At 52.8% G+C, this 23,132-nt stretch carries 16 protein-coding genes and 1 tRNA gene; 7 read left to right on the top strand and 10 right to left on the bottom strand.

Features of this window, described 5'->3' with window-relative positions; genetic code table 11:
• Positions 1–107 precede the first annotated feature (107 nt).
• Positions 108–1,091 (top strand): helix-turn-helix domain-containing protein, encoded by a 984-nt coding sequence (locus HW115_RS09145; protein ID WP_227021391.1) that lies wholly within the window; start codon positions 108–110, stop codon positions 1,089–1,091.
• A gap of 748 nt (positions 1,092–1,839) precedes the next feature.
• On the opposite strand, the gene HW115_RS09140 is transcribed toward HW115_RS09145, so the two are convergent.
• Positions 1,840–1,913, bottom strand: a tRNA-Gly gene (locus tag HW115_RS09140).
• A 103-nt stretch (positions 1,914–2,016) separates the two neighbouring features.
• Positions 2,017–2,673: an RluA family pseudouridine synthase gene (locus HW115_RS09135; protein WP_178932315.1), complete on the bottom strand. Its 657-nt coding sequence runs from the start codon at positions 2,671–2,673 to the stop codon at positions 2,017–2,019.
• 127 nt (positions 2,674–2,800) lie between these two features.
• On the opposite strand from HW115_RS09135, the gene HW115_RS09130 reads away from it, so the two are divergent.
• Together HW115_RS09130 and lysS are read left to right on the top strand one after the other, a co-directional pair.
• Entirely contained in the window at positions 2,801–4,084 is a 1,284-nt protein-coding gene (locus tag HW115_RS09130) for an SUMF1/EgtB/PvdO family nonheme iron enzyme (RefSeq protein WP_178932314.1), read from the top strand.
• Between the two features lie 521 nt (positions 4,085–4,605).
• Positions 4,606–6,090: a lysine--tRNA ligase gene (gene lysS / locus HW115_RS09125; protein WP_178932313.1), complete on the top strand. Its 1,485-nt coding sequence runs from the start codon at positions 4,606–4,608 to the stop codon at positions 6,088–6,090.
• Between the two features lie 457 nt (positions 6,091–6,547).
• Here lysS and HW115_RS09120 read toward each other — a convergent pair whose 3' ends face one another.
• Together HW115_RS09120 and HW115_RS09115 are read right to left on the bottom strand one after the other, a co-directional pair.
• Complete coding sequence (locus HW115_RS09120) at positions 6,548–7,345, bottom strand: glycerophosphodiester phosphodiesterase (RefSeq protein WP_178932312.1); 798 nt, start codon at positions 7,343–7,345, stop codon at positions 6,548–6,550.
• A 95-nt stretch (positions 7,346–7,440) separates the two neighbouring features.
• Positions 7,441–8,319 (bottom strand): ThuA domain-containing protein, encoded by an 879-nt coding sequence (locus tag HW115_RS09115; RefSeq protein ID WP_319609287.1) that lies wholly within the window; start codon positions 8,317–8,319, stop codon positions 7,441–7,443.
• Between the two features lie 329 nt (positions 8,320–8,648).
• Here HW115_RS09115 and HW115_RS09110 point away from each other — a divergent pair, with 329 nt between their 5' ends.
• Positions 8,649–9,275, top strand: a complete 627-nt coding sequence (locus HW115_RS09110) for a peroxiredoxin (protein WP_178932311.1) — start codon at positions 8,649–8,651, stop codon at positions 9,273–9,275.
• Between the two features lie 172 nt (positions 9,276–9,447).
• Positions 9,448–9,963: a hypothetical protein gene (locus HW115_RS09105; RefSeq protein ID WP_178932310.1), complete on the top strand. Its 516-nt coding sequence runs from the start codon at positions 9,448–9,450 to the stop codon at positions 9,961–9,963.
• A gap of 3 nt (positions 9,964–9,966) precedes the next feature.
• Here HW115_RS09105 and HW115_RS09100 read toward each other — a convergent pair whose 3' ends face one another.
• The 3 genes from HW115_RS09100 to HW115_RS09090 all read right to left on the bottom strand — a co-directional run bounded on the left by HW115_RS09100 (position 9,967) and on the right by HW115_RS09090 (position 14,150).
• On the bottom strand, positions 9,967–11,247 hold the full coding sequence (locus HW115_RS09100) for an NnrS family protein (RefSeq protein ID WP_178932309.1): 1,281 nt from the start codon (positions 11,245–11,247) through the stop codon (positions 9,967–9,969).
• An 84-nt stretch (positions 11,248–11,331) separates the two neighbouring features.
• Positions 11,332–12,987 carry a glycoside hydrolase family protein gene (locus HW115_RS09095; protein ID WP_178932308.1) on the bottom strand — a complete coding sequence of 552 codons (1,656 nt, stop codon included), beginning with the start codon at positions 12,985–12,987 and terminating at the stop codon, positions 11,332–11,334.
• A 20-nt stretch (positions 12,988–13,007) separates the two neighbouring features.
• Positions 13,008–14,150 (bottom strand): glycoside hydrolase family protein, encoded by a 1,143-nt coding sequence (locus HW115_RS09090; RefSeq protein ID WP_227021390.1) that lies wholly within the window; start codon positions 14,148–14,150, stop codon positions 13,008–13,010.
• Positions 14,151–14,295: 145 nt separating this feature from the next.
• Between HW115_RS09090 and HW115_RS09085 the strand changes: the two genes are divergently transcribed.
• The gene (locus HW115_RS09085; protein WP_178932307.1) at positions 14,296–14,964 is read left to right on the top strand and encodes a PEP-CTERM sorting domain-containing protein; all 669 of its coding nucleotides are present in this window, start codon (positions 14,296–14,298) and stop codon (positions 14,962–14,964) included.
• 82 nt (positions 14,965–15,046) lie between these two features.
• Here HW115_RS09085 and HW115_RS09080 read toward each other — a convergent pair whose 3' ends face one another.
• Entirely contained in the window at positions 15,047–16,177 is a 1,131-nt protein-coding gene (locus HW115_RS09080) for a LamG domain-containing protein (protein WP_178932306.1), read from the bottom strand.
• A gap of 113 nt (positions 16,178–16,290) precedes the next feature.
• On the opposite strand from HW115_RS09080, the gene HW115_RS09075 reads away from it, so the two are divergent.
• Positions 16,291–17,334 carry an SHD1 domain-containing protein gene (locus HW115_RS09075; RefSeq protein WP_178932305.1) on the top strand — a complete coding sequence of 348 codons (1,044 nt, stop codon included), beginning with the start codon at positions 16,291–16,293 and terminating at the stop codon, positions 17,332–17,334.
• 38 nt (positions 17,335–17,372) lie between these two features.
• Here HW115_RS09075 and HW115_RS09070 read toward each other — a convergent pair whose 3' ends face one another.
• Positions 17,373–20,861: a HEAT repeat domain-containing protein gene (locus HW115_RS09070; protein ID WP_178932304.1), complete on the bottom strand. Its 3,489-nt coding sequence runs from the start codon at positions 20,859–20,861 to the stop codon at positions 17,373–17,375.
• A gap of 235 nt (positions 20,862–21,096) precedes the next feature.
• Positions 21,097–22,926 carry a phosphoenolpyruvate carboxykinase (GTP) gene (locus tag HW115_RS09065; RefSeq protein WP_178932303.1) on the bottom strand — a complete coding sequence of 610 codons (1,830 nt, stop codon included), beginning with the start codon at positions 22,924–22,926 and terminating at the stop codon, positions 21,097–21,099.
• Between the last annotated feature and the right edge of the window lie 206 nt (positions 22,927–23,132).

The following is a 23,132-nucleotide window of genomic DNA, read 5'->3' as shown; positions in this document are numbered from 1 at the left end:
TGTTGGTTCGCTGAATAATTTACTGAGACCTTGTAAAAGATCATCTGGGAACGATACCTCATTATTAGCTACAACACATCAAAAAAGCGAAAAAAAGCCCACCGGAAATGTTATATGACTTAAAATCATCGGTTTGCCTCGATGCTCAGCCCAACTATATGCTGATCCATAAGGGGTTTGGTAATTTTGATGCCCATGCCGAAGCGTATCGCGGTTGGGATGTTGATCTGGCGCTTCTATCAAAAGGAAATTTTACCTCAGAACTGTTTCAAGTCATTGACCCTACGGCCGGATACTATTTTGGTCGCAATTATTTTTCTCATCCCACTCAGCAAGTTGGGACACCACCTAGTGGCGTCCGAACTTTTGCTTTTCTTACAACCTTGGATGGCGGTCTTCACTGGCGCGGGCAAATGGTAACGGGGTTAGACGTGATGGTATTCCCCGATGGGGGTGAGCTGTTCGCCATCAATCAGCCTGAATTTCATTTGGCCTCGCTCTCAGTCACCGATGAAACACTCCGACAATTAGCTGAGGTCACAGGTTATCAGCAGGTTCTAGAGGACATGGATAAAGGAGAGGTATTCCGTCTCACTTTGAAGGGAATGCAGTTGGTTTTAAAGGAAATGTGCCGGTATGAGGCTCTTCTTGCAAAACCACACTATTCTGCTGACTTGGTCGCTCAGATGGATCGTGTGTTCATCGCTCTGTTGAGAGGTTTGAGTCAAACCGACTCACGATCAAAAGTGATTTGTTCGAAGAAAAAGGCCAATGCGGTTCGTCAGGCTGAATGCTACTTACGGGCACATGCTCAAGAAGTTCCAGATACTAAAAAGCTTTGTGAAATCACGGGTGTGAGTGACCGGACGCTTCAAGTAGGTTTTAAAGAAACCTTTGGAGTAACGCCCAAGGCCTATCTCCAAGCGATTCGCCTAAGCCGAGTGCATCAAATCCTTCGAAGATCCAAATTGAAAAATCTTAAAATCGCTGATGTTGCCAACGCATGGGGGTTTTGGCATATGGGGCAATTTGCAGCCGATTATCAGAAGAGTTTTGGAGAAAAACCGTCTCAGAGTCTATTCTCAGACTAAGCATTGTCTGATTAGTGAGTTGATCTATACCGTTGTCTGTGCAGAGGCTTCGTTCCCCCCCCGTTTAAGCCACTGTTGATTAGCCAGATACCCAGACATAAAAAAACACCCTTGAGCGGGTGTTCAGATGGAGCGGGTAGCGGGAATGCCCTCGGCTCCCCTCGGGCTGTGCGAGTGTGCAAACTTTCTCCTCCGAAAGTTTGATCGATGATAAGTGCGCTGCCTTCGGAGCCCCTCAGGCTGTGCGAGTGTGCAAAAATCCTCCTCCGGATTTTTGATGGGGAGGTTGGTTCGTGATGCACGAACATGGTGCGCTCGAACCTTGGCCTACGCTCACTTTGTTCGCTTCGGAGGGTTCTCATCCCCCTACCCGCAGTGTGGGGAAGGGAATGGTGAGTGTTCTGGACATAAAAAAACACCCTTGATCGGGTGTTCAGATGGAGCGGGTAGCGGGAATGCCTTCGGAGCCCCTCAGGCTGTGCGAGTGTGCAAACTTTCTCCTCCGAAAGTTTGATCGATGATATGTGCGCTGCCTTCGGAGCCCCTCAGGCTGTGCGAGTGTGCAAAAATCCTCCTCCGGATTTTTGATGGGGAGGTCAGTTCGTGATGCACGAACATGGTGCGCTCGAACCTTGGCCTACGCTCACTTTGTTCGCTTCGGAGGGTTCTCATCCCACTACCCGCAGTGTGGGGAAGGGAATGGTGAGTGTTCTGGACATAAAAAAACACCCTTGAGCGGGTGTTCAGATGGAGCGGGTAGCGGGAATCGAACCCGCATAATCAGCTTGGAAGGCTGGAGCTTTACCACTAAGCTATACCCGCTTGAATCTGTGATTGCGCCGTAGCGCGCGCACTTGCTAATGCACCCGCCAGAAAATGGCAATACCAATGTTATTTTTTTTTGGCATGTCCCCGATTAGAGAGGCTAAAATGCCGGTGCCGACCGGAAATGCAGCGATTCTCCGGTGTCAGGATGGGTGAAACCAAGTTCACAAGCGTGCAGCAGGAGCTGGCCGGGGCCCGTGCCATGACCGTAAAACGGGTCACCCACAATCGGAACGCCCAAGCCTTTGGCATGGGACGCGTGAAGTCGTAGTTGGTGGGTCCTACCCGTCACCGGGGTAAAGGATACTCGGGTGCGTCCGCTTTCTACTCCCAAAATCGACCAGTGGGTTGTTCCCATTTTACCGTGTACTTCATCGTAGATCTGGATTGGTCGGTTGTCGACGTCGAGTCGGAAGGGAAGCTCGATGCTTCCTTCAGCGCCGAGCGAATCCGCGAGTAGGCCGTCGAGCAGAGCAATGTAGCGTTTGCTGGTTTGGCGTTCGTGAAACTGGCGGGACAGATGGCGGTGTGCCTCGGCAGTCCGAGCCACCACCATCAACCCCGAGGTATCCATGTCGAGTCGGTGCACGGCTGGCTGTTCGATACATCCCGGAAACATCAATTTGACCCGGTGGGCCACGCTGTCGATTTTTTCCGGCCCACGGCCGGGGACGGCGAGCATGCCGCTTTGTTTGTTCACCACCACGAAACAGGGGTCGGTATGCAGGATCTCGAGCAGTGGAGGATTGGGGTTCATGGTCGGGACAGATCTGCAGCGTCCAGAGGTGGCTGTCAAGGGAGGAAGCCTCGATCTTGAATCCGGAGATTGAGGCGTGTCGCTTGTAGTCTCGACAAAGCGATAGCCTCCTGCATATGATACGGGTATGAATTGTGCGAATGATTTGCTGGCAGCATTGGATGAGGCGGATCTGAAGATGCGGATGCTGATAGATGATCTGAGTTATGATCAGTTGGCTGTCCCCTATCACCGTGGCATCAATCCACCTATTTGGGAGGTGGGGCATTCTGCCTTTTTTTACGAATCCTTTTTTCTCCGCGAGTTCCGCCACCCGGATGCGAGGATGCCGGGGTTTGATGAGATTTGGGATTCACTGGAAATTCAGCACCGGGAACGTTGGCGCGATGGATTGGTTCCGGATCGGAAGACAACCTTTACGTATTATCATCGGATTCTGGATGAGATGAGGGAGGTGTTGACCTCCGGCGTTCTCACCCCCTATCAGGCGTATTTGGTGAGGTATGGAATTGCCCACCAGAACATGCATGTGGAGTCGTTGATTTATAGCCGGCAGATCTTGGCGTATCCTCAGCCATCGTTTATGGGGCATGTTGATTGCCCGGATGAATCGGATAGGTTGTCATTGTCTGATGTGGAAATCCCGACGGGGAAGTACCGGATTGGGATGCCTGCCGAGCCTCCAGGCGAGGGGGTGTTTTGTTTCGATCATGAAAAGCCGGGTTTTGAGATGGATGTGGAAGCCTTTGCCATCTCTCCAACCTTGGTGAGTTGTGGCGAGTTCCGGGACTTTGTCGAGGATGGTGGCTATGAACGATCTGAGTTGTGGAGCTTTGGTGGCCGGCATTGGCTCAGAGAAGGCGCGCGCCGTCGGCCATCGTACTGGAAAAAAGACCACGGAGACTGGTACTTGAGAAGGTTTAATGTCTGGCAACCCTTGCCGACTCGTTGCCCAGTGATAGCGGTGAGCTTCTGGGAGGCCGAGGCGTATTGCCAATGGGCAGGACGGCGCTTGCCATCGGAGTATGAATGGGAGGCCGCCGCCAGAGGCGGAGACGCCCGGCTATATCCATGGGGGGACACCATGCATGCGGAGCTGGTTGATATGGATGGTCGTTGCTTAGGACAGCTGGCCGTCGATGCTCTAGCTGATGGTGCAAGCCCCGGAGGATGCCGGCAGATGCTGGGCACGGCCTGGGAGTGGACGACGAACCAGTACCTGCCGTACGATGGTTTTTGTGTGGATCGGTACCCCTACATGTCGACTTTGCAGTTTGGAGATCATAAAACGACACGTGGCGGTTCTTGTGCCACAAGTTCGAATTTGATTCGCAACACCTACCGCCAGGCGTATTTCCCTGGACGAACGGATGTGTTTACGGGTTTCCGGACTTGCTTGAACGAGCCTTAAGAATGGAGGGGGCGCAGAGGTGGCTGGGTGACCCGACAGTCCGCCAGGGCGAATACAGCAGGGGCTAACAGCCTGCGGCGCTGACAGGATTCACAGGATTGAAGAGGATTTATACCAAGTAGTAAAACAGACGGGACGATAGCCGAGATGAATGAGTTCTTTGGTAAGGCGCGACGAAGGAATGGTGCGGGCACCATGACTAAGGAGAAACAAAGCCAAAGGGGTCATTCATCCGGAACTCTCATGGATCACGCAGTGCTTTTCCACATACCTCAATAACGATCAATCGTCTCGTCTGTTTTGCGGAGTGGTATTACATGATTTTTTAGAAGGTAGCGATAGGTTTTGGCCAACCCTTGATCTTTGAAAATTAAACATCCTGTAAAATCTAAAAGAAACCCTGACCATCCTGTCAGCGCCGCAGGCATCACCGAGATCATCTCCCTAATGGAGGAGCCCAAGAAAGACCGCTGAATTTCCGCCCTTGAAATATTTTGTTTCGCTCCTATGCTCCGCGCGCCATGAGCGACCCGCAACAAAAGCAAGAGACACCCCAATCCACGGAAGCTGAACTGATCGCTGTTCGCCGCGAGAAGTTGGCCCAGCTACGTGAGCTTGGGATCGACCCCTACGGTGCCCGGTTTGATACCACAACCACGCCGGGTAAATTGAAGGCCGATTTTGCCGATGAAAAACAGGTGACCATCGCCGGTCGCTTGCTTGCGATCCGTGATATGGGTAAATCCGTCTTTGCTACGCTCGGTGACGTCGAGGGCCGGATTCAGATTTATTTGAATAAAAAGGGCGTCAGTGAAACCGATTGGGCTGCCTACAAGCTGCTTGACCTCGGCGATTGGATCGGCGTGGAGGGGGAGACGTTCACCACCGGTAAGGGCGAACCGTCAGTCAAAGTCAACAGCCTGACCGTGCTTTCGAAGTCGCTTCGCCCGATGCCCGACAAGTGGCACGGCGTGTCCGACCGCGAAACCAAGTACCGCAAGCGCCATCTCGACCTGATGAGCAACGAGGAGAGCGCCGAGGTGTTTATCACCCGCTCGAAGATGATTGCCGAGATCCGGAAGTTCCTGCACGAGCGCGATTTTCTCGAGGTGGAAACGCCAATGCTGCAGAGTGTGGCCGGAGGAGCTGCCGCCCGTCCGTTTGAAACCTATCACAATGCCTTGAACATGGATCTCACGCTGCGGATTGCTCCGGAGCTGTTCCTCAAGCGCCTGCTGGTGGGTGGATTCACCAAGGTCTTTGAACTCAATCGCAACTTCCGTAACGAGGGCATTTCCCGTCGGCATAACCCGGAGTTCACCATGCTTGAGGCTTATGCTGCCTACGGTGATTTTGAAACCATGGCCAATATGGTGGAGGAAATGACCTGTCATTTGGCAGAGACGTTCTGTGGTGGACTTGAAATCGAGCACAAGGACGAGGAGGGGAATGTGCTCCGCACGATCAACCTGCAGCGTCCATGGAAGCGGGCGAATTACCATGATTTGATCAAAGAGGTCGCCGGGGACGATTTCTTCGATATCACACCGGAGCAACGTCGCGCCAAATGTGACGAACTCGGCGTGCAGATCTCACCGGAAATGGAGGACTATGAAGTGGTCCAGCAGGTTTTCGAGAAAAAGGTGGAAGAACACACCTTTGACCCTTGTTTTGTCACCCGGGTGGCGAGCGAGCTGATTCCTTTGGCAAAAGTCACCCCCGGTGGCAAGACCGTGGAAGTGTATGAACTGATCATCAACGGTCAGGAAATTTCACCCGGATATTCCGAACTCAACGACCCCGATGTCCAACGTGAGCGCCTCGAGCATCAGGCTGGCGGAGAGGAAGAGCAGGAAATCGACCACGACTTCGTTGAAACGCTTGAAAATGGTATGCCGCCGGCCGGTGGTATCGGCATCGGGATCGACCGCTTGATCATGATGCTCACCGGAGCCCCGACCATCCGTGACGTTGTTCTTTTCCCTCTGCTGAAGAAAAAAAGCTAGAATCCCTTGGGCGCGGGTATGGATACCCGCTCTCATTTGGATCAGAAGCAGCGGCAAAACCAGACTGGTCAGGAGGGTGACGGTGTTGCCGGCCTCGAATCTTGATTCGGTCTGTTGACTCAGTGTGGTTCCGATCGACCCACGGGGGGCGTGTGAGTCCTTTGTAGAAGCGTGGGCTTCAATGGAGAACGCTTGAGCGATGCTGCAGCTTCATGAGCATGAGCCTATTGATATGGCTTGCCTGCCTGCGGATTTATACCACTCCGCAAAACAGACGAGACGATTGATCGTTGTTGAGGTATTTGGAAAAGCACTGCGTGATGCATGAGAGTTCCGGATGAATGACTCCTTTGGCTTTGTTTCTCCTTAGTCATGGTGCCCGCACCATTCCTTCGTCGCGCCTTACCAAAGAACTCATTCATCTCGGCGATCGTCCCGTCTGTTTTACTACTTGGTATTATTTGGCGATGGATTTTTGAATATGGGCGGGCACATTGGTTGTGATGGATGTTGCTCCCCATTGCTGAAAACGCGCTGCCGTCTTGGCATCATCAACGGTCCATACGTGATATTCATAACCCTTGTCGATGAGCTCTCGTATGAATTTTTTATCGATATGCCGGTGGTGTGAGCTAAAGCCGTCTGCGTTGATTTTTTTCAAGGTTGAGAGCACGGTCTCCAACGAAGGATTTGGTTTCCCCGATCGATCCCTCTCCATGCCCGAAAGCCAGAAGGCTTTGTACTGTGGGGCTTTGATCTTCATGGCTTCGATCACTTTGTGGTTGAAGCTAATGATGACGATTTGTTTTTGCTTGAGCCCTGATCTTCCGATTTCTTTAAGTAAGGGAGGTATGATTTCAGTGCCGCATTTGATTTCGATATAAATCATCTTTTTTTGTGCGGGGACCGTCGCAAAAACTTCTGAGATGAGCGGGATGCTCGTCCCTTTGAAGTGGTCAGCATACTTAACGCCTACATCCAGCGTGCGTAGTTCAGCCAATGTGGATTTTTTTATTTCCAGATTTCGGGTCGCTACCTTTTTCGTGTTAGGGTCATGAATGCATACGATGTGATTGTCTTTTGTCAGAAAGAAATCGCCTTCAATGGCATCTGCCCCTTGTTCCCAGGCCAGCTTAAAAGCCGGTATGGTGTTCTCCGGTGCATCTTGGGATGCTCCTCTGTGTGCTACAATTGCGGGAGTTTTGGCATCAACCCAAAAACTGAGGAGGAGCAGAGTGGCTACTATTTTTATCATTTGATGATTTCGGAAAGAACGGGTTCGACTTCCATTGATATCGATACTCATGCCTTCATCCCTTGCCTTTGTCAGGCTACTGGCTCCAAGTGAACCTATTCAACTTTCTGGTTGGGGAAATCCTTAGGGACGGGAATGCTTACCTTTCCTGTGGCTGCCCATTCCGTGCCACGCAGAAACGTGGTTACAAAACTGCCTTGCTTGATTTGCTTCACGCCATGGCCCAGAACAGTGTGAAAAATTCTCCCTTTGCCATAGGTGATGGTCATTAAGGTGGGTTCGTTGCGGTCAGTTCCCCGTTGCTTCTTCGATGAGAAGGCCGTTGCCAGAATCGTTACGTTTTCTGCCGGCCCTCTCAACCTATCGTAGAGTTCATCCGGACCGTGCACGAAGGTGGGAGGAAGGCCTTTCATGATCGGGTGCTCCTTCTCTCTAACAATCAATTTGAATTCGTGTTGGGGGCCATGGCTGCCGCCTTTTCCCTTGGATGTGTCGCGGACGACCGCGCCTTCGGAATCGATGTATAGATAGGGGCCGCTGCTTTCATTGCGTTTCCCCCATCCGCCAATGCCTGTCATCTTGTTATATTCCTTCCAGTTCGGCCAGCAGTTGTTTGCGGCATGAAAGGAAACCATGCCTCCACCATTTGCCATGTATTTTTCAAAGGCCTTTTGAGTGGCCTCAGGCCAATCTGCAGCACCGAAGCCTTCATTCATCACAACCACATCGTATAGGCTAAAATCCGGCTTGTAAGTTCCGTCTTCGCAGCCCTTTTTTGTGGAGCGAGAGTGATCGACTTCAAATCGGGCAGTCTTGCCGAGGAGTTGCATGAGAACCGGGGTTGTGTCTTTGTAATTGTGGGCCTTCTGGGGGCCGTCGGTGATCAGGACCTTGATTTTCTCTGCGGACATAAGCGTGCCTGGGGTGAATGAGGTCATCAAGGCTAGGCTGAGAGCTAAAAAGTTTTTATTCACGGTTGGTATGGTTGGTGATGTTTCATTACGTAAACCAGACGGTGTGTTATTCGGCCTTTTTTCGTTTTTCTGTCGTAAAACAATGATGAGGTGCTGCTGACCGGGAGCGTGTGCCTGATGGAGTGTCACCCCAGCATTCTTGTTTAAGGTCGCTGAAGTGTGGAGTCCATCGGTTTCAGGTCTTATTTTCAGCTTGCTGAAAGGTTAGCCATGCATGACTGAAAAAATCATTTGCTGAATTCAAAAGCTGGCGTATGTAAGCCGCGGTTTGCGGGTGGCACAGCACACACGCATCCTTGGATTTAAACTATTAACATCAACTTACTAATATGTCCGTTCTCGTAGGAAAATCAGCCCCGTCCTTCACAGCCAAGGCCGTGCAAGGAGCTCAAATCATCGAAGACTTCAGCCTCGACCAGTATCTGGGCGAAAAATACGTCGTCTTTTTCTTTTACCCTAAGGACTTCACTTTCGTCTGCCCGACCGAACTGCACCGTTTCCAAGAAGAAATCGCGGAGTTTGAGAAGCGTAACGTTGCGGTGGTCGGTTGCTCAACCGATTCCGAGTTCTCTCACTTTGCCTGGTTGCAGCAACCACGAAACAAGGGTGGCATTCAGGATGTCAGCTACCCACTCGTCGCAGACATCAACAAAACCATCGCCAACGATTACGATGTGCTCGCAGGTGAGTATGTGGAAGATGAATACGGCGACCTCGTGGTCGAAGGAGAAATGGTGGCCTACCGTGGCCTGTTCCTGATCGACAAGGATGGCATCGTCCGCCACCAGGTGGTCAACGACATGCCTCTCGGCCGTTCCATCAACGAGTGCCTTCGCGTGATCGATGCTCTGCAGCACTTTGAAGAGCACGGCGAAGTCTGCCCCATGGACTGGCAGAAGGGTGAAGACGCGATGACCGCGACGCACGAAGGTGTTTCCGGATACCTCGCGAAGTAATTCATGCATTTGCGTATTTTTTCCAACCCGCATGCCTAACCGGTGTGCGGGTTTTTACGTTGGGTGGTGGGCTTTATAAACGCCACCACTGGCTCGGCGGAGGCTTGGCGTTTGTTTCAACGCAGTCACGCCGTCTGGTTGACATTGTGTATCCTGTGGAGAACCATCGGTGATGCTTCGATTCTTCTCACTGACCCTGTTGCCTTTGTTTGTGTTGTTTTGCTCTCCGGCCTCTGCGGAGGATCCGGTGGTGTTTCACTGGAAGGGAAGTAAGGCGGGCCACTCGATCGAATTAAAAATCGTGGGGGCCTCCTACCGGAAAGACCGTCATGAGGTGGTAGGTCTCAATGATCCGGATACGAGAAAGATGAAAATCGATGGTCGGAGTCCTTGGGGTGTTGAAGGAGTCTTGCCGGAGAAAGAGCTCATTTCCTTTGAACTCAAGTGGGACGGTGTGGTGGTCCCGGTTCCAGAAGCCCTATGGAAAGATTGTTTCAACCTGCACCTGCATCCTTACAAGGAGCCTGCCATGATGGAGCCGGGTGAGTTACCTTTCATCAAAATCACTGAGGACGGGAAGCAGATCATTTTTGGTTTTGATGGTGCAGATGCTAGTTTTGCCTATGCCGTCACCTGGGTTCTGACCCAAAAAGGGGAACACGCACGGTGGATTGAACCTATGACTTGATCTTTATTTCCTGAAATCCATGTCCATCAACGACTTCGTTTGAGTGGCGGGGTTGGGGGGCGTTGGCTTTGAGGACAGCCCCATACCTGCGAAGGGGCGCTTGCGCACCGATGGCAGCAAGGCAATCCCCCAGATGATGCTGACCACCACCCAGAGCAGTGCGGCGTAGACGTGGTGGGAAACCATGATCCAGGGCATAAAATCCGCACTTACCCGGGTGAGCATGTCGAAGAGCAGCAAGCCTGTGCACCAGCAGAGGGGTTTGACCCAGCGCTGAAACATCTTGCCTTGGCCGCTGTGACCGTAAATCACCCGGGTGGCGACGATCATGGTGATCAGTCCGAATCCTCCGATGTAGAGGCTGTGGTCGAGGGCGATTGGGTGTCGCTGGATCAACGCTACGGCGATCAGGCCGCAGAGTAGGCAGAGGATGCCGGAGCGAAGTGCCCAGGGCATGATGCCGCGGGCTGATTTCCATTGCAGCCACCCACATTCTTTACTGAGCCAGACAGCGCATAAGAGGAATCGGACCCAGGGCATACTGGTCTGGCCAGGGTGACGGGAGTCTACCCAGTAGCTGGCGAGAATCAAACAACCGAGGATCAGGGCTTCTGTAAACTTGAGCTTCCAGGCGCGTGATCGTTTTTCTTGGTTCAGAGCGGCATGTTTGTTTGCCGTGTTGAGGATCATCGGAAAGATGTAGGCTCCGATCCCCATCAGGGGGAGAAGGATAAATGCCTGGTAGAGCAAGCGCTGGGCAAAACGGTACATGCTTATGTCACCTTGCAGTCCTACCGCAGCCAGCCAGCCAGCGCCAAGGGCACCACTGAGAAGTCCCATGCCGGCGAGCACCATCCCTGGAGGCGGAGCGAGTTTACCGGATTGGAGTCGAATCAGCACCTGACTGAGCATCAGCAGAAGCATCGCGGCAAAGAGTCCGTCTGCAATCCGGGTGTGGTTGCAGAGGTGGAGTAGCGTCAGGCCGAGGTGGAGAAGAAAGAGAAGCGCAACGAGGGGGGCTTTGAGCGGTGTAGCCTTCAGCAGTTTGGGCATGGCGGTGCCGATAAAGCCGATGGCAAAGCCGCCGACGTAGCCCTGGATCATGAGGTGGGCGTGGGCCAGATTGGGGTAGTAGGAAAGCTGGAGAGCGTCCGGGATCCAGAAAAGTTGTCCGGCATAAAACATGGGCCAGAGCATGACGCCGAAAACTCCGGCCAGCAGAGCTACGGGGAAAAAGAGCCGGTAGGGCTCGTCCGCCAGCATTTTTATGGATCGTTGATTCAAGGGCACAACCAAGCTATAGCCGGATTGGCATGATATTAAATAATAAATATTCGTTAATGTGGGGAGTTGGTGAGTCGCATACGCTTATGGCGCGATGAGTTTGGGGTTGCGGTGTTGGCTGGTAAACAATGGGGTGGATTGAGTTTCCACCATGATGTTGATTTGGTGGGTCTCTTTTGGCTTCAGCGATTGCGGCAGGGGGATCTCCAGAGTAACCGATTCATAGGGCTGAAGCTCCGGAAGACTCATCTTGAGGCTTTCTTTGAATGTTCCGTTGGAGATTTCGATCTTGGCTTGTTGTTGGGGAGAACGGTTCAACCCATAGTTGGTGGTTTCAACACGGAGAGACTGGCCTTTATCAGCTTGTTTGACGGTGGGGAGTCGGCTTGAGAGCATGGGAGCCGCGTATTGGACTCCCGGCAGTCGTGAGTATCCGAAGAGAAGTTTTCCCTGTTTGGTTTTGCCTAGCAGTTTACCGGCGAAGTGCTCGCTGTTGAACGCATGGTTGGAGGCGTCGATGCTTACAATCAGGTCTTTGCCGTCCTTTTCTGATGCGATCACCTTGCCGCCCCGGCCGTAGTTGACTTCGGCGCTGGGGCCGAAGCGCAGGGACGGCAGGTCCATATCCTGATGAGGGTCGAAGCCTTCTTCCGCGTGGATTTTAAGCTGAATTTTTGACGTGCCTGCATCGATGGTCTCTGGATTGAGGATGCTGAGTTGGCGGCCCACAGTGAGCGGGATGGGGATGTTTTTCGAGCTGTGCTGATCGTTTGCTTTATCTTTCCATTTGGAGAAATCGATGACGGCGAAGTTGGCTTGATAGGCTCGGCCCAAGTCATCTTGCAGCACTTTGATGCGTTCGTATTTATACCAATCAACATGGGTTCCGTCTTCATAGCGGTCGATCCCGGGTAAGTAGGCTTCACCATCTTCGGTGACCCAGCTGAGCCCGTCTTTGGACCGGAGGTGGTAGGCGATGCGCCCCTTCCAGTCGTTGACAATCATGTGGTACTGGATGTTGGTTTTCCAGATGACAGGATCTTCAAAATTACCGGGCACGGGTGGGTAGGCGCGTTTGACCGAGATTTGTTGGTAGGGTGAGAGTCCGTCCTCACTGATCCAGATGCCACCTCCCCGGCAAACCATCAGCACGGAGCCATCTTCACGTGGGGCGAAGCTCATGTTGGTGTAGCCTTCGATGACACGCCGATCGCGGGTGTTGAAAGTGAATTTTTTCCGTGTCCACGGGCCGGACATATCAGGCGCATGGTAGTAGCCATTGATGACGTAGAGGGCGTAGCTTCCGTCTTTGGTTGGGAAGATTTCCGGGTTGTGCCCCTTGCCGATTTCTTCGGCTACTTGATAGGGACCCCATGGATGGGGCGCGGTAGCACGGACGACGGTAGAGCCGTGCCATGCCATGTGCCCTTTCGGATGGTTTTCAGGCCAGCGGCAGACAAAGAGGTGGTAGGTGCCGTCAACATGGCGGATATTGCCACCCCAGTACGACCAGGCCGGGTCTTCGATGCCGAGCTGGGTATCACGCGGTTTGACCGCGTCAACGCCCCAGGTGTCGGAACTGAGTTTTCCTCTTACTGGGTTAGGGAGAAATCGATCCATAAAGCGGGCGCCTGGAACGAGCTGTTCCCACTGTTTTGGCCGTGATCGCTGGGTGTCCTGGGCGTTTACTGCGCAGGAGTAGAGCAGGGAGCACAAGAGGATGGCACTGGTCGTTTTCATGGATGGCATGATTGAGTGGATTATTTTTTGAATGGCACAGCAATATTGCCATTGGCGTTTTTATCGGCCACGGCGAGGTAAAGCATGATAGGTGAGCCCTGGTCGTCAGTCAGAATGAATGGGCGTTCTACGCGCGCAGGATTCCAGATGGTTCCATCGCCAAGGCGAAATTGTTTTTTCATGAACAGAGGGATGGCAGTCATGCTCCACGCATTGCCGTCAGTGGAGTGGAATAAGGCGAGGTCCCGTTTCCCCATGACATGACATGCCATGTAGTAGGTTTTGTCTTTTTGGTCATACCAGATGCCTGCATCTTCGGTCTGGGCCCGGTCGTAGACCGGGGTCGGCTGGAAAGTGAATGGGCCTGTGGGAGACGAGGAATGCCCAACGAGCTGGATACGGAACCAACCGTCTTTACGAATGTCGTCTCCCTTCATGATCATGGTGAAAGTTCCATTCTGATAGGTGACGGCCGGATTGACGGCGATGTTTTTGAATCTGCCGTGAGGCTCCACCACGGGGGAGGGGTGTCGCTCAAACGGGCCTTCAGGTGAACTGGCGATGGCGACTCCGATCCGCTGGCTGTTGCGGAGAGCTTTTCGATTTTTAACGAACCATTGATTGTCCGGGTAAAACTTTGCCGGATCCTTATCGTAGATCTTTTTAAGATCGTTAGAGATGTAATACAAGCAGATCTTTCCATCGGCGATACAGATGGCGGGGTTATGGGCGTTGTTGACATCCCATCCCTCCAGATGTTTGCTGCTGAGCACGGTGTTGACATGAGTGAAGGGACCCTCGGGCTTGTCTGCAACGGCGTGGGCAATTTCACAGTGGGTCATCCATGCGTTGTGGCCAAGTTTTTCTGGCCAACGGGCATAATAACCGTGGTACTTTCCATCGCTCCACTTGATGACGGCCATTCCCCAGATTCGGTAGCCGGGGTCAACAAAGACATGGGGCGCTGCTTGCCGCTTGAGGAACTGTGACTTGGAACTCTCAGGTATGGCTTGCAAGGGGAACTTGGGTTCAGAACCTGCAATAAGCGTGGCGAGGAGGCTCGTCAGAATGAGGGATGTGAGAAGGGTGGCTTTGAACATCATCAAATACGGGTAATGAATCATCAGACCAGAGCTCCAGCTGATGCTAGGTTTTAGCTTCATCAATACGTGCCTGACATCGACGTTCTTTTGCGCTCCTGCGGATCTACTCCATTTCTTGGTGAAATCGGCTCGCTTTGTCCATATATGGTTTTTTTGTTCCCTTGGTTTTTGACAGCCCTCATCAGTTTGTGTTGCGATGCTTGTTATGAAAACTCTTAGCTGTTTGCTTTTATCCATGGGCGCCTGTTATGGTGCTACGGTTTATTCCATTGATATCAACGATGCCGATGCGCCTCTGACAACATCAGGCTGGACTGGGCTTAATTCCCCTCACAGCGCTGATGGTGGAGCGGTGACGGTCGATGGTGTGGAATTCCGGATCAGCAGCTCTGACGGCTCCCGGCTCAGGGGAAGTCCTTCCAATCCTGCTCCCGACTCTCTGGTCGGTGATTTTGCCTTTGATGAAGGCGCGGCCAATTCTGCGATCATCTTGCACTTTGGCCAGGCGGGTAGTTTGGTTGCGGGTGATTGGCTGGTGGAGGTTTGGAGTTATGATTCGGGCTCTTCGGTGGGAACTCAGATGGTGGGATACCGGAGGAATGGGACGGAGACGATCGTTCATACGGATGTGGAAGTAAGCGCATCCGGCCCGGCAGCCTCCTTTACCTTCAGCTCTGATGGCGTGGGTGCTTATGATGTGTTTCTCCGGGAAAATAGTTCGGGTAATAAAACCCGATTAAATGCTGTTAGGTTGACTCTGATTCCTGAGCCTTCGACCGCGAGTTTGTTTGGATTGGCGGGAGTCGCACTTTTGCTGAGACGTCAACGCAGGTGCTTGTCTGAGCCAGTGATGCACCGCGGGGGCGCTGAATGATCTTTGCTCAAGCGCTTGTTTGTGTGTTGTGCGGCGATCAGGTGCCGCGATGTGCATGAGGCCTCAGCGGTGATACCCTGGTTCAGGGCTGCAGTGGCTTTCCTTGTTTATCCATATTGTTGGTGATGTCCTCGGTGAGAATCCCCCGAACGTCTCCGGGGTCGTCAAACTGCCAGATCTTGACCGAGGCGACGGAGATGGTCGATTGCTTCCATGGGGCGGCACCGGCCCATTTAGGAAACCACACACCGATATTGAGTTGGGCAGCCATGGAGGGAACGAATTTGTGATTGGACCCGACATATTGTCCATCGATGAAATGGGTGGCCACTTTCCCTGAGTAGATGGAGTATTGGTCTTTGCCTAGCCGCTTGAGAGGGTTGCCGAGATATTGCTTGAACGGGATACGCTTGTCCTGAATCCACCAGTAGCCGTTGTAGGAGGTGACTTGTTGGTCCGTGACGCCCGGGATGGGAACGAGGTGGGTTCGCCAGATGGTCGTAAAGGTATGGAACTGACCGTCGATGGCGGCCTTGGTGTCGAAGGTTAGACTCTGATGGCTTTTGTTGACAAAACCATTGTAGAGTCCGGTTTCGAGGTCCTGGTTTTTACCGAATTCAGGGAAATCGATTTCGGACCAATACTCATTGCTCTTCCACCCCCGATGGTTGAGGTGTGGGTTGTACATCGGATTGTCTTTGGAAAAGGCATGGGGGTCGGATTGTTTTCCAGCTTGGACCCATCGGTAGGCGTAAGTCCATATGGCGGGAATCATCCCGATTGGCCGCCTCGGATCTTTCGGGTTGCCTGCTGTATGGCTTGTCTTGCCAATTTTCATCACGACCTCAAATCGACCGGATGCGAAGTATGGTTTGGAGACGATGACACCACCAACGCGTTGGGCATTCCCATGCAGACCAACAATGGCCCCTTGGTACTGGTCACCATGGCCTCGGCAGACCAGGACGTGCTGCTCCTTGCCGTCGACGGTGTCCTTGGCGAGAAAGACATTTTCGGGGACAACACCATGGTTGCCCGCGCCCCATTTTTTTCTGAGCATATACCACTTGGTGGGATCGATTTGTCCGCTCGACCAGTCTTCCACGAAGGCGAGCTTAGCGGAAGCTGGCATGGTGATGCTTGTTTCCTCTTTCCCCCAAGTGGAAGAAAGTAGAGCCAGAGTGCTGATCAGCGTGAGTGTCCGTGTGTTCATTTTTCGATAGAAACTTGAGCATAGAGAATAGGAACACGAAGGCGATTTAAAAAATGAAAGCTTGAGGATTGGATGGGCTTTGATACGAATGTTAGTGATTCAATAAATTTGATATGAAAATAAAAAGCTCTTCCTTGCTTGCAGGGATCATGGTGTTGCTCGCTTCAGAGCAAATGGATGCCCGGACCTGGACCAGCAGTGACGGGAAAGCGATAGAAGCCGAGTTTGTCCGTTACGAGGGCGGTGACAAGGTGGTGATCGAAATGAATGGGAAGGAGTTTACGGTGCCTTTCAGCAAACTTTCCCAGACGGACCTCGAGTGGTTGGAGCAAAAAAAGAAGGAAGATGCGGAGTCGGCGGTTAAACGCGCGGCGAAAGCCAAATCGATGACTGGCCGATTTGATAACAAGCCCATTCACTCCCGCTTATTCACGGATGCAAAAGGCTACTTCAAAGATTCGGAGCGTAAAAAGTTTATCCGAGCGGTAGGTAGTGGCAATCACGGGGGTGATGTGAATAATGGCAGCCAGGAAGAATGGATGGCCCGGGACCTGGTGAATGATACCTGTTCGATTTATGTGCCAAGCTCTTATGATGCTACCGAAGCCTACGGAATATTTCTCTATATCAATCACTCTCCCAATGCGCATATCAATAAGGCGTGGTATCCGATCTTTGATGAGTTCAAAATGATTGCCGTCTCGGCGAACAAAGTGGGCAATGACGTGTCTTATGCGCGCAGGGTTTGTCTTTCCATGGATGCCCTCGCCAGTGTGGAGAAGGATTACAACATTGATCCCAATAGGCGTGTGGTCGCCGGAACCTCTGGTGGTGGTCATATGGCGATGCTCACCGCGGCTTTGTTTCCTGAAATGTTTTTAGGTGCCATCAGTTCTGCTGCGCAGAGTTATTTGCCCGGTCATTTCCCTGGGCTTGATGTTGGAGATTTCAAGCGGGGAGAGCGTAAAAAGAACAAGTGGTTAGTGATTTCCGGAGAGAAAGACAGAAACCATCCGGAGATCTTGAAAACCAGCAAGGACTGGGAAAAGGCGCGCCTGGATTACAAATTTCTCGATGTCCCCGGGATGGGGCATTTCCCTCCATCAGCGGAGCGACTTCCCGAATGTTTGGAGTGGATCGGGCTGAAGAAACCATAGAAATGGCCGTCTGATACCATTTAACTGGGAGAATGGTATTATTCCCGGCCGTAGGTATTGATTGCGTTGACCGAGCGCATGCGGGCTTCACGTTCGTCGGGAGCCCAGCCTTTGAACCACATTTTTGCCCGGTAGAGGATGTCGTCGTCGCTGGGGAGCAGTCGGACGGGTTTATTTCGCAGTGCCAGTGGGAAGTGCTGCACGACCGGTGTGGTGTCAGGTTTTTCGTGGCAACCGATGCAGCTCAGGTTGTCGCCCGGGCGCACATACTGCCAATTGATTTCATTGCCAATCACTTGCCGGTCGCTGTCGAGTGCTTGGAAGTGAACTAACCGGTCAGCCGGAATTTCAATTGAGAAACTGCCGTCGCGAGCGACGGGAATGGTTCCGAGAATGCGTCCGATAGGCCCCCCGTGGTTTCTCCATGCCGCCCCGTGGTTGGTATGTGTCTGGTGTCTTTCGACGACAGGGATGCCTTCGTTGATTCGAATATACTTTGTCCGATCGCTTATTTGTTGTTGGCGGCTATTGAACACCGAGTTGCAGATCATAACGCCGGTGTAAGGAGTGGAGGCCTGCTGAGTTGGGTTTGCCGTCAGAATATTTTCCCGTGGGCGTGAGCGCAGTGGCCTGGCATCCAGTTCTGAGGTTGCCGGGTCGTCATAGATCAACTTCAGCGAACCATCATCGACATTCATGTGATAGATGCCGTGATTGACCGCTTGCATGAGATTTTTCGGGTTGGGTCGTTTTCCTGCTGATACCAGGAGCGTTTGATCGTCCAGCGGGTAAGGGCAGGTAACGGCCCAGTGGTTATTCGGAAGGAGGAAACGTTCCTGCTCCCTTCCGGGGCCGACGAGCATCGGGCCGCGAAAGCTGTTGATGATGTATTGGTTGTTTCCAAAAGGTTGCGGTTGAGTGATACGGAGAACCCGGTGCCGTGGTGGGCTGAGTGCCTGGGCTCCCTTGATCGAATAGAAAAGTTCCCTACGTTCGGGGCCATAGAGGGTTTGGGCTTTGCTTCCATCAGGGAAGGCAGACATCAGGGTCCACTCGGTTTTAACCCGTGAGTAGAATAGCTCGAGACGAGTGAAGAGGATCTTGCCATCTTTGCCGACGGACGGTTCAGAGTCTCGTCCAAAGTTGAAGCCGACGACTTGGATGTTCGTTCCATCTCGATTGACTGTCGTTAGGCCGGTTGACGGGTAGCCATGGTATTCGTCTCTGTATCCCAAGCGTGTTGAGCTGAAGGCAATGGAATCATCAGGCAAATAGACCGGCTGAACATCGTGGTAGGGGCCGTGTGTGATTTGTCGGAGTTTGCTGCCATCCGTGTGTATTTCAAACAAGTGCCACCATGGGTCCGGGCTATCGATGTTTCGTTTACAGAAGAGAAGCCACTGGCCATCGTAGCTGACCTCGAGATCGGCAACATAGGCGTTATTGAAATGGGTCAATTGTTTGAGTTTGCCATGCTGACCGTGAGTGTCATAGATATACACATTGTGCCCAAACCGGTAGGTGGGGCCGGAATCTGTCGTTGAGTAGGCGGTTTGATCTTTGGAAATTTGAAAGTGGTTTCCAGTGTCGTGTGGTCCTTTGATAAAAGCATAACTCAATCCGGCTTGATCCGAAGCGTGAGAGGATGGTTTGTTATGAGGGTTGGATGCTTTTTTTGTGGCGGTAGGGCGTAATCGGGGAGTGCCGGAACGGTATAACGCTTCTCTTGCCAGCAGCCGGATCGAATAATAGGGATGGTCTCGTTCGATGGTTTGGAGGAAGCGATGAGCTCCGCTGTTGCTTTTTGATGCAAGAGCCCGGACCGCGGCGTGCTGCACCTCCAGGACATTTTGGTCGTTTGTCGACAAGTGTTGCAGCAGGGGGATGTCACGATCATCTCCCAATTTTTCGAGTGCGATGATCCATGCGTATTTAAAACGTGGCGAGGGGTCGCAGAATTCATCGTATCCCTGCTTTTCGATCGGCTTTAATTTGAATCGGTCAAGATCCACACGCACGCCGAAGGTGGCATCATCGGGTGAGTGGGTGAGTAGTGATCTGAGCTTGGGGGCCGCTTGTTTGGCATTAAGAAAAATCAAGGCTCTGCAGGCATCGATCCGCAGCCATCCGTTGGGATGATCGAGTAGTTCGATCAGGTGGGGGATCTGATCGCTCTCTCTCGCCAGGGCTGCTAGAATTTGGCTGGCGTAGGGTGGGTGGGTTGTTTTGTTTGTGTTGAAGTAGTCGCTGGCCAGCTTCATAAAGCTGTCCTTGTGTTCAAACGATTCGGGGAGATGCCGGTCTTTACGAATGACTGCCCAGGCTGCGTCGAGGGCGTGTTTTCGTGTTCCGGAGAATTCCAAGAGATAAGCTGTCATGTCATGGAGGGGTTCCCGTGAATAAACGACTGTGGAATCAAAGTGGTTCGGGATGGTTGCCAGAATGGTTGGGGCAATGGCCCGTATCGCGGTTCGATGCCGTTCGAGTAAGGGTCGTTGGCAAAGAACCCTGAGGCCTTGATAATACAGTTTGGGTAGCCTGTCCGACATGCAGAGTTGAGGGTTGTCCGATGCGGGATAGCTTTTGACGATGTGCTGGTAGCTTGTGTGTTGCTCGTGGCGGGTGCTTGGATTGAACCCGTAGTCCGGTAGATGACGGATCACCGCATCGATGCTCGCCGGTCCGCCGCAATCCAGCATGGCATCTAGTGCTTGATCTGCCCAATGTGGGTAATCGAGGAGTGAAATAAGATAGGATTCCCCCTGTTTGCCCGCTTGGCTCAGCCGTCCGATCGCGCGGATGCAGGCGCCGACAAATTGTTTTGGTGGGCGCGTTGTGGCGTTGGCACCTCCACTTTGATACATGACTTTTTGCGCCGATTTACCTGTCAGGTAATAGGATTTCGTTTCGTGAGGTTTGACGAGTTTGATGATTCTGCGGACTAGCTCATCATTGGCTTCACCGGTCCGGCAAATGGCACGGATGGCGTCGCATCGCTCGGCGTATTCGAGTTGGGTATCCTCGGCGGTTTTGATCAAGGTTGAAATGTGGGTGTCCCAATCAAGCTTCGAAAGTGTGGATTTGATTTCTTCTATCTGAGGTGTGCGAACGCTTGCCCGGGCTTCTGCACGGTAGGGTAATTTCAAATGTGTTGCCGTCCGTAAGGCGATGATGCCGGCTTGTCTGACGGTCCAGTCCGCATCGTTCAGCGTTTCGATCAAATGGTTGAGCGTCTCTCGATTGCCATTGATGGCCAGATACATGACGGCTTCCCGCCGGACGCGGGCGTCGGGGTCTCCTAGCAAGGTGGAAACCTGATGGCAGACGCTGCGCTCCCGCATCATGGATAATCGCTCGATGGCTTTCGAACGAGTTAAGGGGGAGGGCGCGGCTAAGTGAGCGGCTCGAGTCCGAACCTCGCTTGCGTAGGGAGATTCGTTGAGCAAATCACGCTCTTCGGCTTGCAGACTGGCGGTGAAACAATGGGCAATCAACCATAGGCACGGCCATCTGAACGGTGAGGACATACTTATTGGAAACGAGCTCATCGATCCCCATCTTTCATCAACGGACGATCCTCCCAGATATGAACAGCGCATTCCGCGAATGTGGTTTTGATCGAAATCGGCGAGCTACCGATTCAATCGCAACACGATGGCGGTGATGGCTGAAAACAAAACCGCCCCGCACGATCAACGTGCGGGGCGGCCCAGTTTATGAAAACATACAAAACAACGATGTATGTAAAAGTGGTGTTGGCAGTTAGCCGTTCACACGCTCGATAAGAGCGGCTCGCTCGTCAGAGATAGCTTGTGGAAGCTTGTCACCAACTTTATCGAGGAACTCTTGCTGAGTTGCGAGCTCTTCAGCCCACTCTTCTTTGTCGAGGGTCATGACTTTGTTGAAGTCTTCCTCGGAGAAGTCGAGTCCCTCAGTGTTGAAGTCTTCAAACTTAGGCACGGTGCCAACGAAGGTTTCTTCGCCGCCTACTTTGCCATTTGCACGGTTGATGATCCACTCAAGAACACGGGTGTTCTCACCGAATCCTGGCCAGAGCCAAGCACCGTCTTCGTCCTTGCGGAACCAGTTGGTGTTGAAGATTTTCGGTGGGTTCTCGGTCTTGGCTGCGACATCGAGCCAGTTCTGGAGGTAGTCTCCGACGTGGTATCCGATGAACGGAAGCATGGCCATTGGGTCGCGGCGCACACCGGCTTTCAGGCCGATAGCAGCTGCAGTGACCTCGGAGCCCATAACGGAACCGATGAAGGTGCCGTGTTCCCAGCTCTTGGATTGGAAGACCAGAGGCATGGTGTCTGCGCGGCGGCCGCCGAAGACGAATGCGTCGATGGAAACACCGTCCGGGTTGGTCCACTCAGGATCGATGCATGGGCATTGGGATGCTGGTGCGGTGAAGCGGGCATTCGGGTGCGAGGAAGGTGTCTCGGACTCAGGTGTCCAGTCGTTGCCTTTCCAGTCGATGAGGTGCTCAGGAGTCTCGTCGGTCATTCCTTCCCACCACACATCGCCGTCGTCAGTGAGGGCCACGTTGGTGAAGATGGAGTTCTCGAGCATGGATTCCATGGCGTTCGGGTTGGTCTCGTAAGAGGTTCCAGGTGCCACACCGAACCATCCGCACTCAGGGTTGATGGCGTGCAGGGTGCCGTCGGCGTGTGGCCAGAGCCATGCGATGTCATCACCGATGGTGGTGACTTTCCAGCCCTTGTCAGCGAGCTCCTTGGGAGGAACGAGCATGGCGAGGTTGGTCTTTCCGCAGGCGGATGGGAAGGCGCAGGAAATGAAGCGCTTCTCACCTTCTGGGTTTTCAATGCCGAGGATGAGCATGTGCTCAGCCATCCAGCCGTTTTTGCGTGCGATGGTGGAGGCAATGCGGAGAGCAAGGCACTTCTTACCAAGCAGGGCGTTTCCGCCGTATCCAGATCCGTAGGACCAGATTTCCTGGGTCTCAGGGAAGTGGGAGATGTATTTCTCTTCGTTGCATGGCCATGCGCTGTCTTCTTGGCCTGGCTCAAGTGGGCAGGCAACAGAGTGCAGGCAAGGAACGAATGATCCGTGACCGTCACGACCGAAGTCGACTTTGCCAGCGGCTTCGTCTTCGAGACGTTGCAGCACGTTGGCGCCGATCTTGGCCATAATGCGCATGTTGACGACAACGTAGGCGCTGTCGGTCACCTCGACACCGATCTTGGCGAGCGGGCTGTCAAGAGGTCCCATGCAGAATGGGATAACATACATGGTGCGGCCTTTCATGCAGCCGTCAAATTTGCCCTTGAGAAGCTCTTTCATTGCTGCTGGGTCATACCAGTTGTTGGTAGGGCCGCAGTCGGCTTCGTCTTCGGAGCAGATGTAAGTGCGGTCTTCAACACGGGCGACGTCGGATGGTGCCGAACGAGCCAAGAAGCTGTTGGGGCGTTTTTCCGGGTTGAGGCGAGTGAAGACACCTTTGTCAACAAGCAGTTGAGTGAGTTCGTCCCACTCGGCTTGCGATCCGTCACACCAGCGGACGTTGTCCGGCTGGCAAAGTTGGGTCATTTCTTCGACCCACTGTTTCAATGGTTCATGTGTTGTGCTCATGGCGGTTTCACATAACCCCAACTTTTTCTTTTTGACAACGGGAATCGATTATATGCGCGATCTCCGACAAAATATGATTAAGGGGAAAAACGATTTCGCTTGCCTTTCAGATTTCCCTTGGTAGTATCACCGTTTTGCTTCGATTTCCGAGTGCTCTGGAAACCCCGTAAAACAGGGGTTTGTTAGTTTCACGAGAGCTCGTGAGA

It is taken from the genome of Oceaniferula marina (assembly GCF_013391475.1).
Lineage (GTDB): Bacteria > Verrucomicrobiota > Verrucomicrobiia > Verrucomicrobiales > Akkermansiaceae > Oceaniferula > Oceaniferula marina.
The sequence above is the reverse complement of the archived record's forward strand: the minus strand, read 5'-3'. Positions and strand labels throughout refer to the sequence as shown.

Excerpts from the sequence above, each read along its gene's own strand:
- HW115_RS09145 (WP_227021391.1), top strand. The coding sequence starts at position 108 with ATGTTATATGACTTAAAATCATCGGTTTGCCTCGATGCTCAGCCCAAC.
- HW115_RS09135 (WP_178932315.1), bottom strand. The coding sequence starts at position 2,673 with ATGAACCCCAATCCTCCACTGCTCGAGATCCTGCATACCGACCCCTGT.
- HW115_RS09130 (WP_178932314.1), top strand. The coding sequence starts at position 2,801 with ATGAATTGTGCGAATGATTTGCTGGCAGCATTGGATGAGGCGGATCTG.
- lysS (WP_178932313.1), top strand. The coding sequence starts at position 4,606 with ATGAGCGACCCGCAACAAAAGCAAGAGACACCCCAATCCACGGAAGCT.
- HW115_RS09120 (WP_178932312.1), bottom strand. The coding sequence starts at position 7,345 with ATGATAAAAATAGTAGCCACTCTGCTCCTCCTCAGTTTTTGGGTTGAT.
- HW115_RS09110 (WP_178932311.1), top strand. The coding sequence starts at position 8,649 with ATGTCCGTTCTCGTAGGAAAATCAGCCCCGTCCTTCACAGCCAAGGCC.
- HW115_RS09105 (WP_178932310.1), top strand. The coding sequence starts at position 9,448 with ATGCTTCGATTCTTCTCACTGACCCTGTTGCCTTTGTTTGTGTTGTTT.
- HW115_RS09095 (WP_178932308.1), bottom strand. The coding sequence starts at position 12,987 with ATGAAAACGACCAGTGCCATCCTCTTGTGCTCCCTGCTCTACTCCTGC.
- HW115_RS09090 (WP_227021390.1), bottom strand. The coding sequence starts at position 14,150 with ATGAAGCTAAAACCTAGCATCAGCTGGAGCTCTGGTCTGATGATTCAT.
- HW115_RS09085 (WP_178932307.1), top strand. The coding sequence starts at position 14,296 with ATGAAAACTCTTAGCTGTTTGCTTTTATCCATGGGCGCCTGTTATGGT.
- HW115_RS09080 (WP_178932306.1), bottom strand. The coding sequence starts at position 16,177 with ATGAACACACGGACACTCACGCTGATCAGCACTCTGGCTCTACTTTCT.
- HW115_RS09075 (WP_178932305.1), top strand. The coding sequence starts at position 16,291 with ATGAAAATAAAAAGCTCTTCCTTGCTTGCAGGGATCATGGTGTTGCTC.
- HW115_RS09070 (WP_178932304.1), bottom strand. The coding sequence starts at position 20,861 with ATGTCCTCACCGTTCAGATGGCCGTGCCTATGGTTGATTGCCCATTGT.
- HW115_RS09065 (WP_178932303.1), bottom strand. The coding sequence starts at position 22,926 with ATGAGCACAACACATGAACCATTGAAACAGTGGGTCGAAGAAATGACC.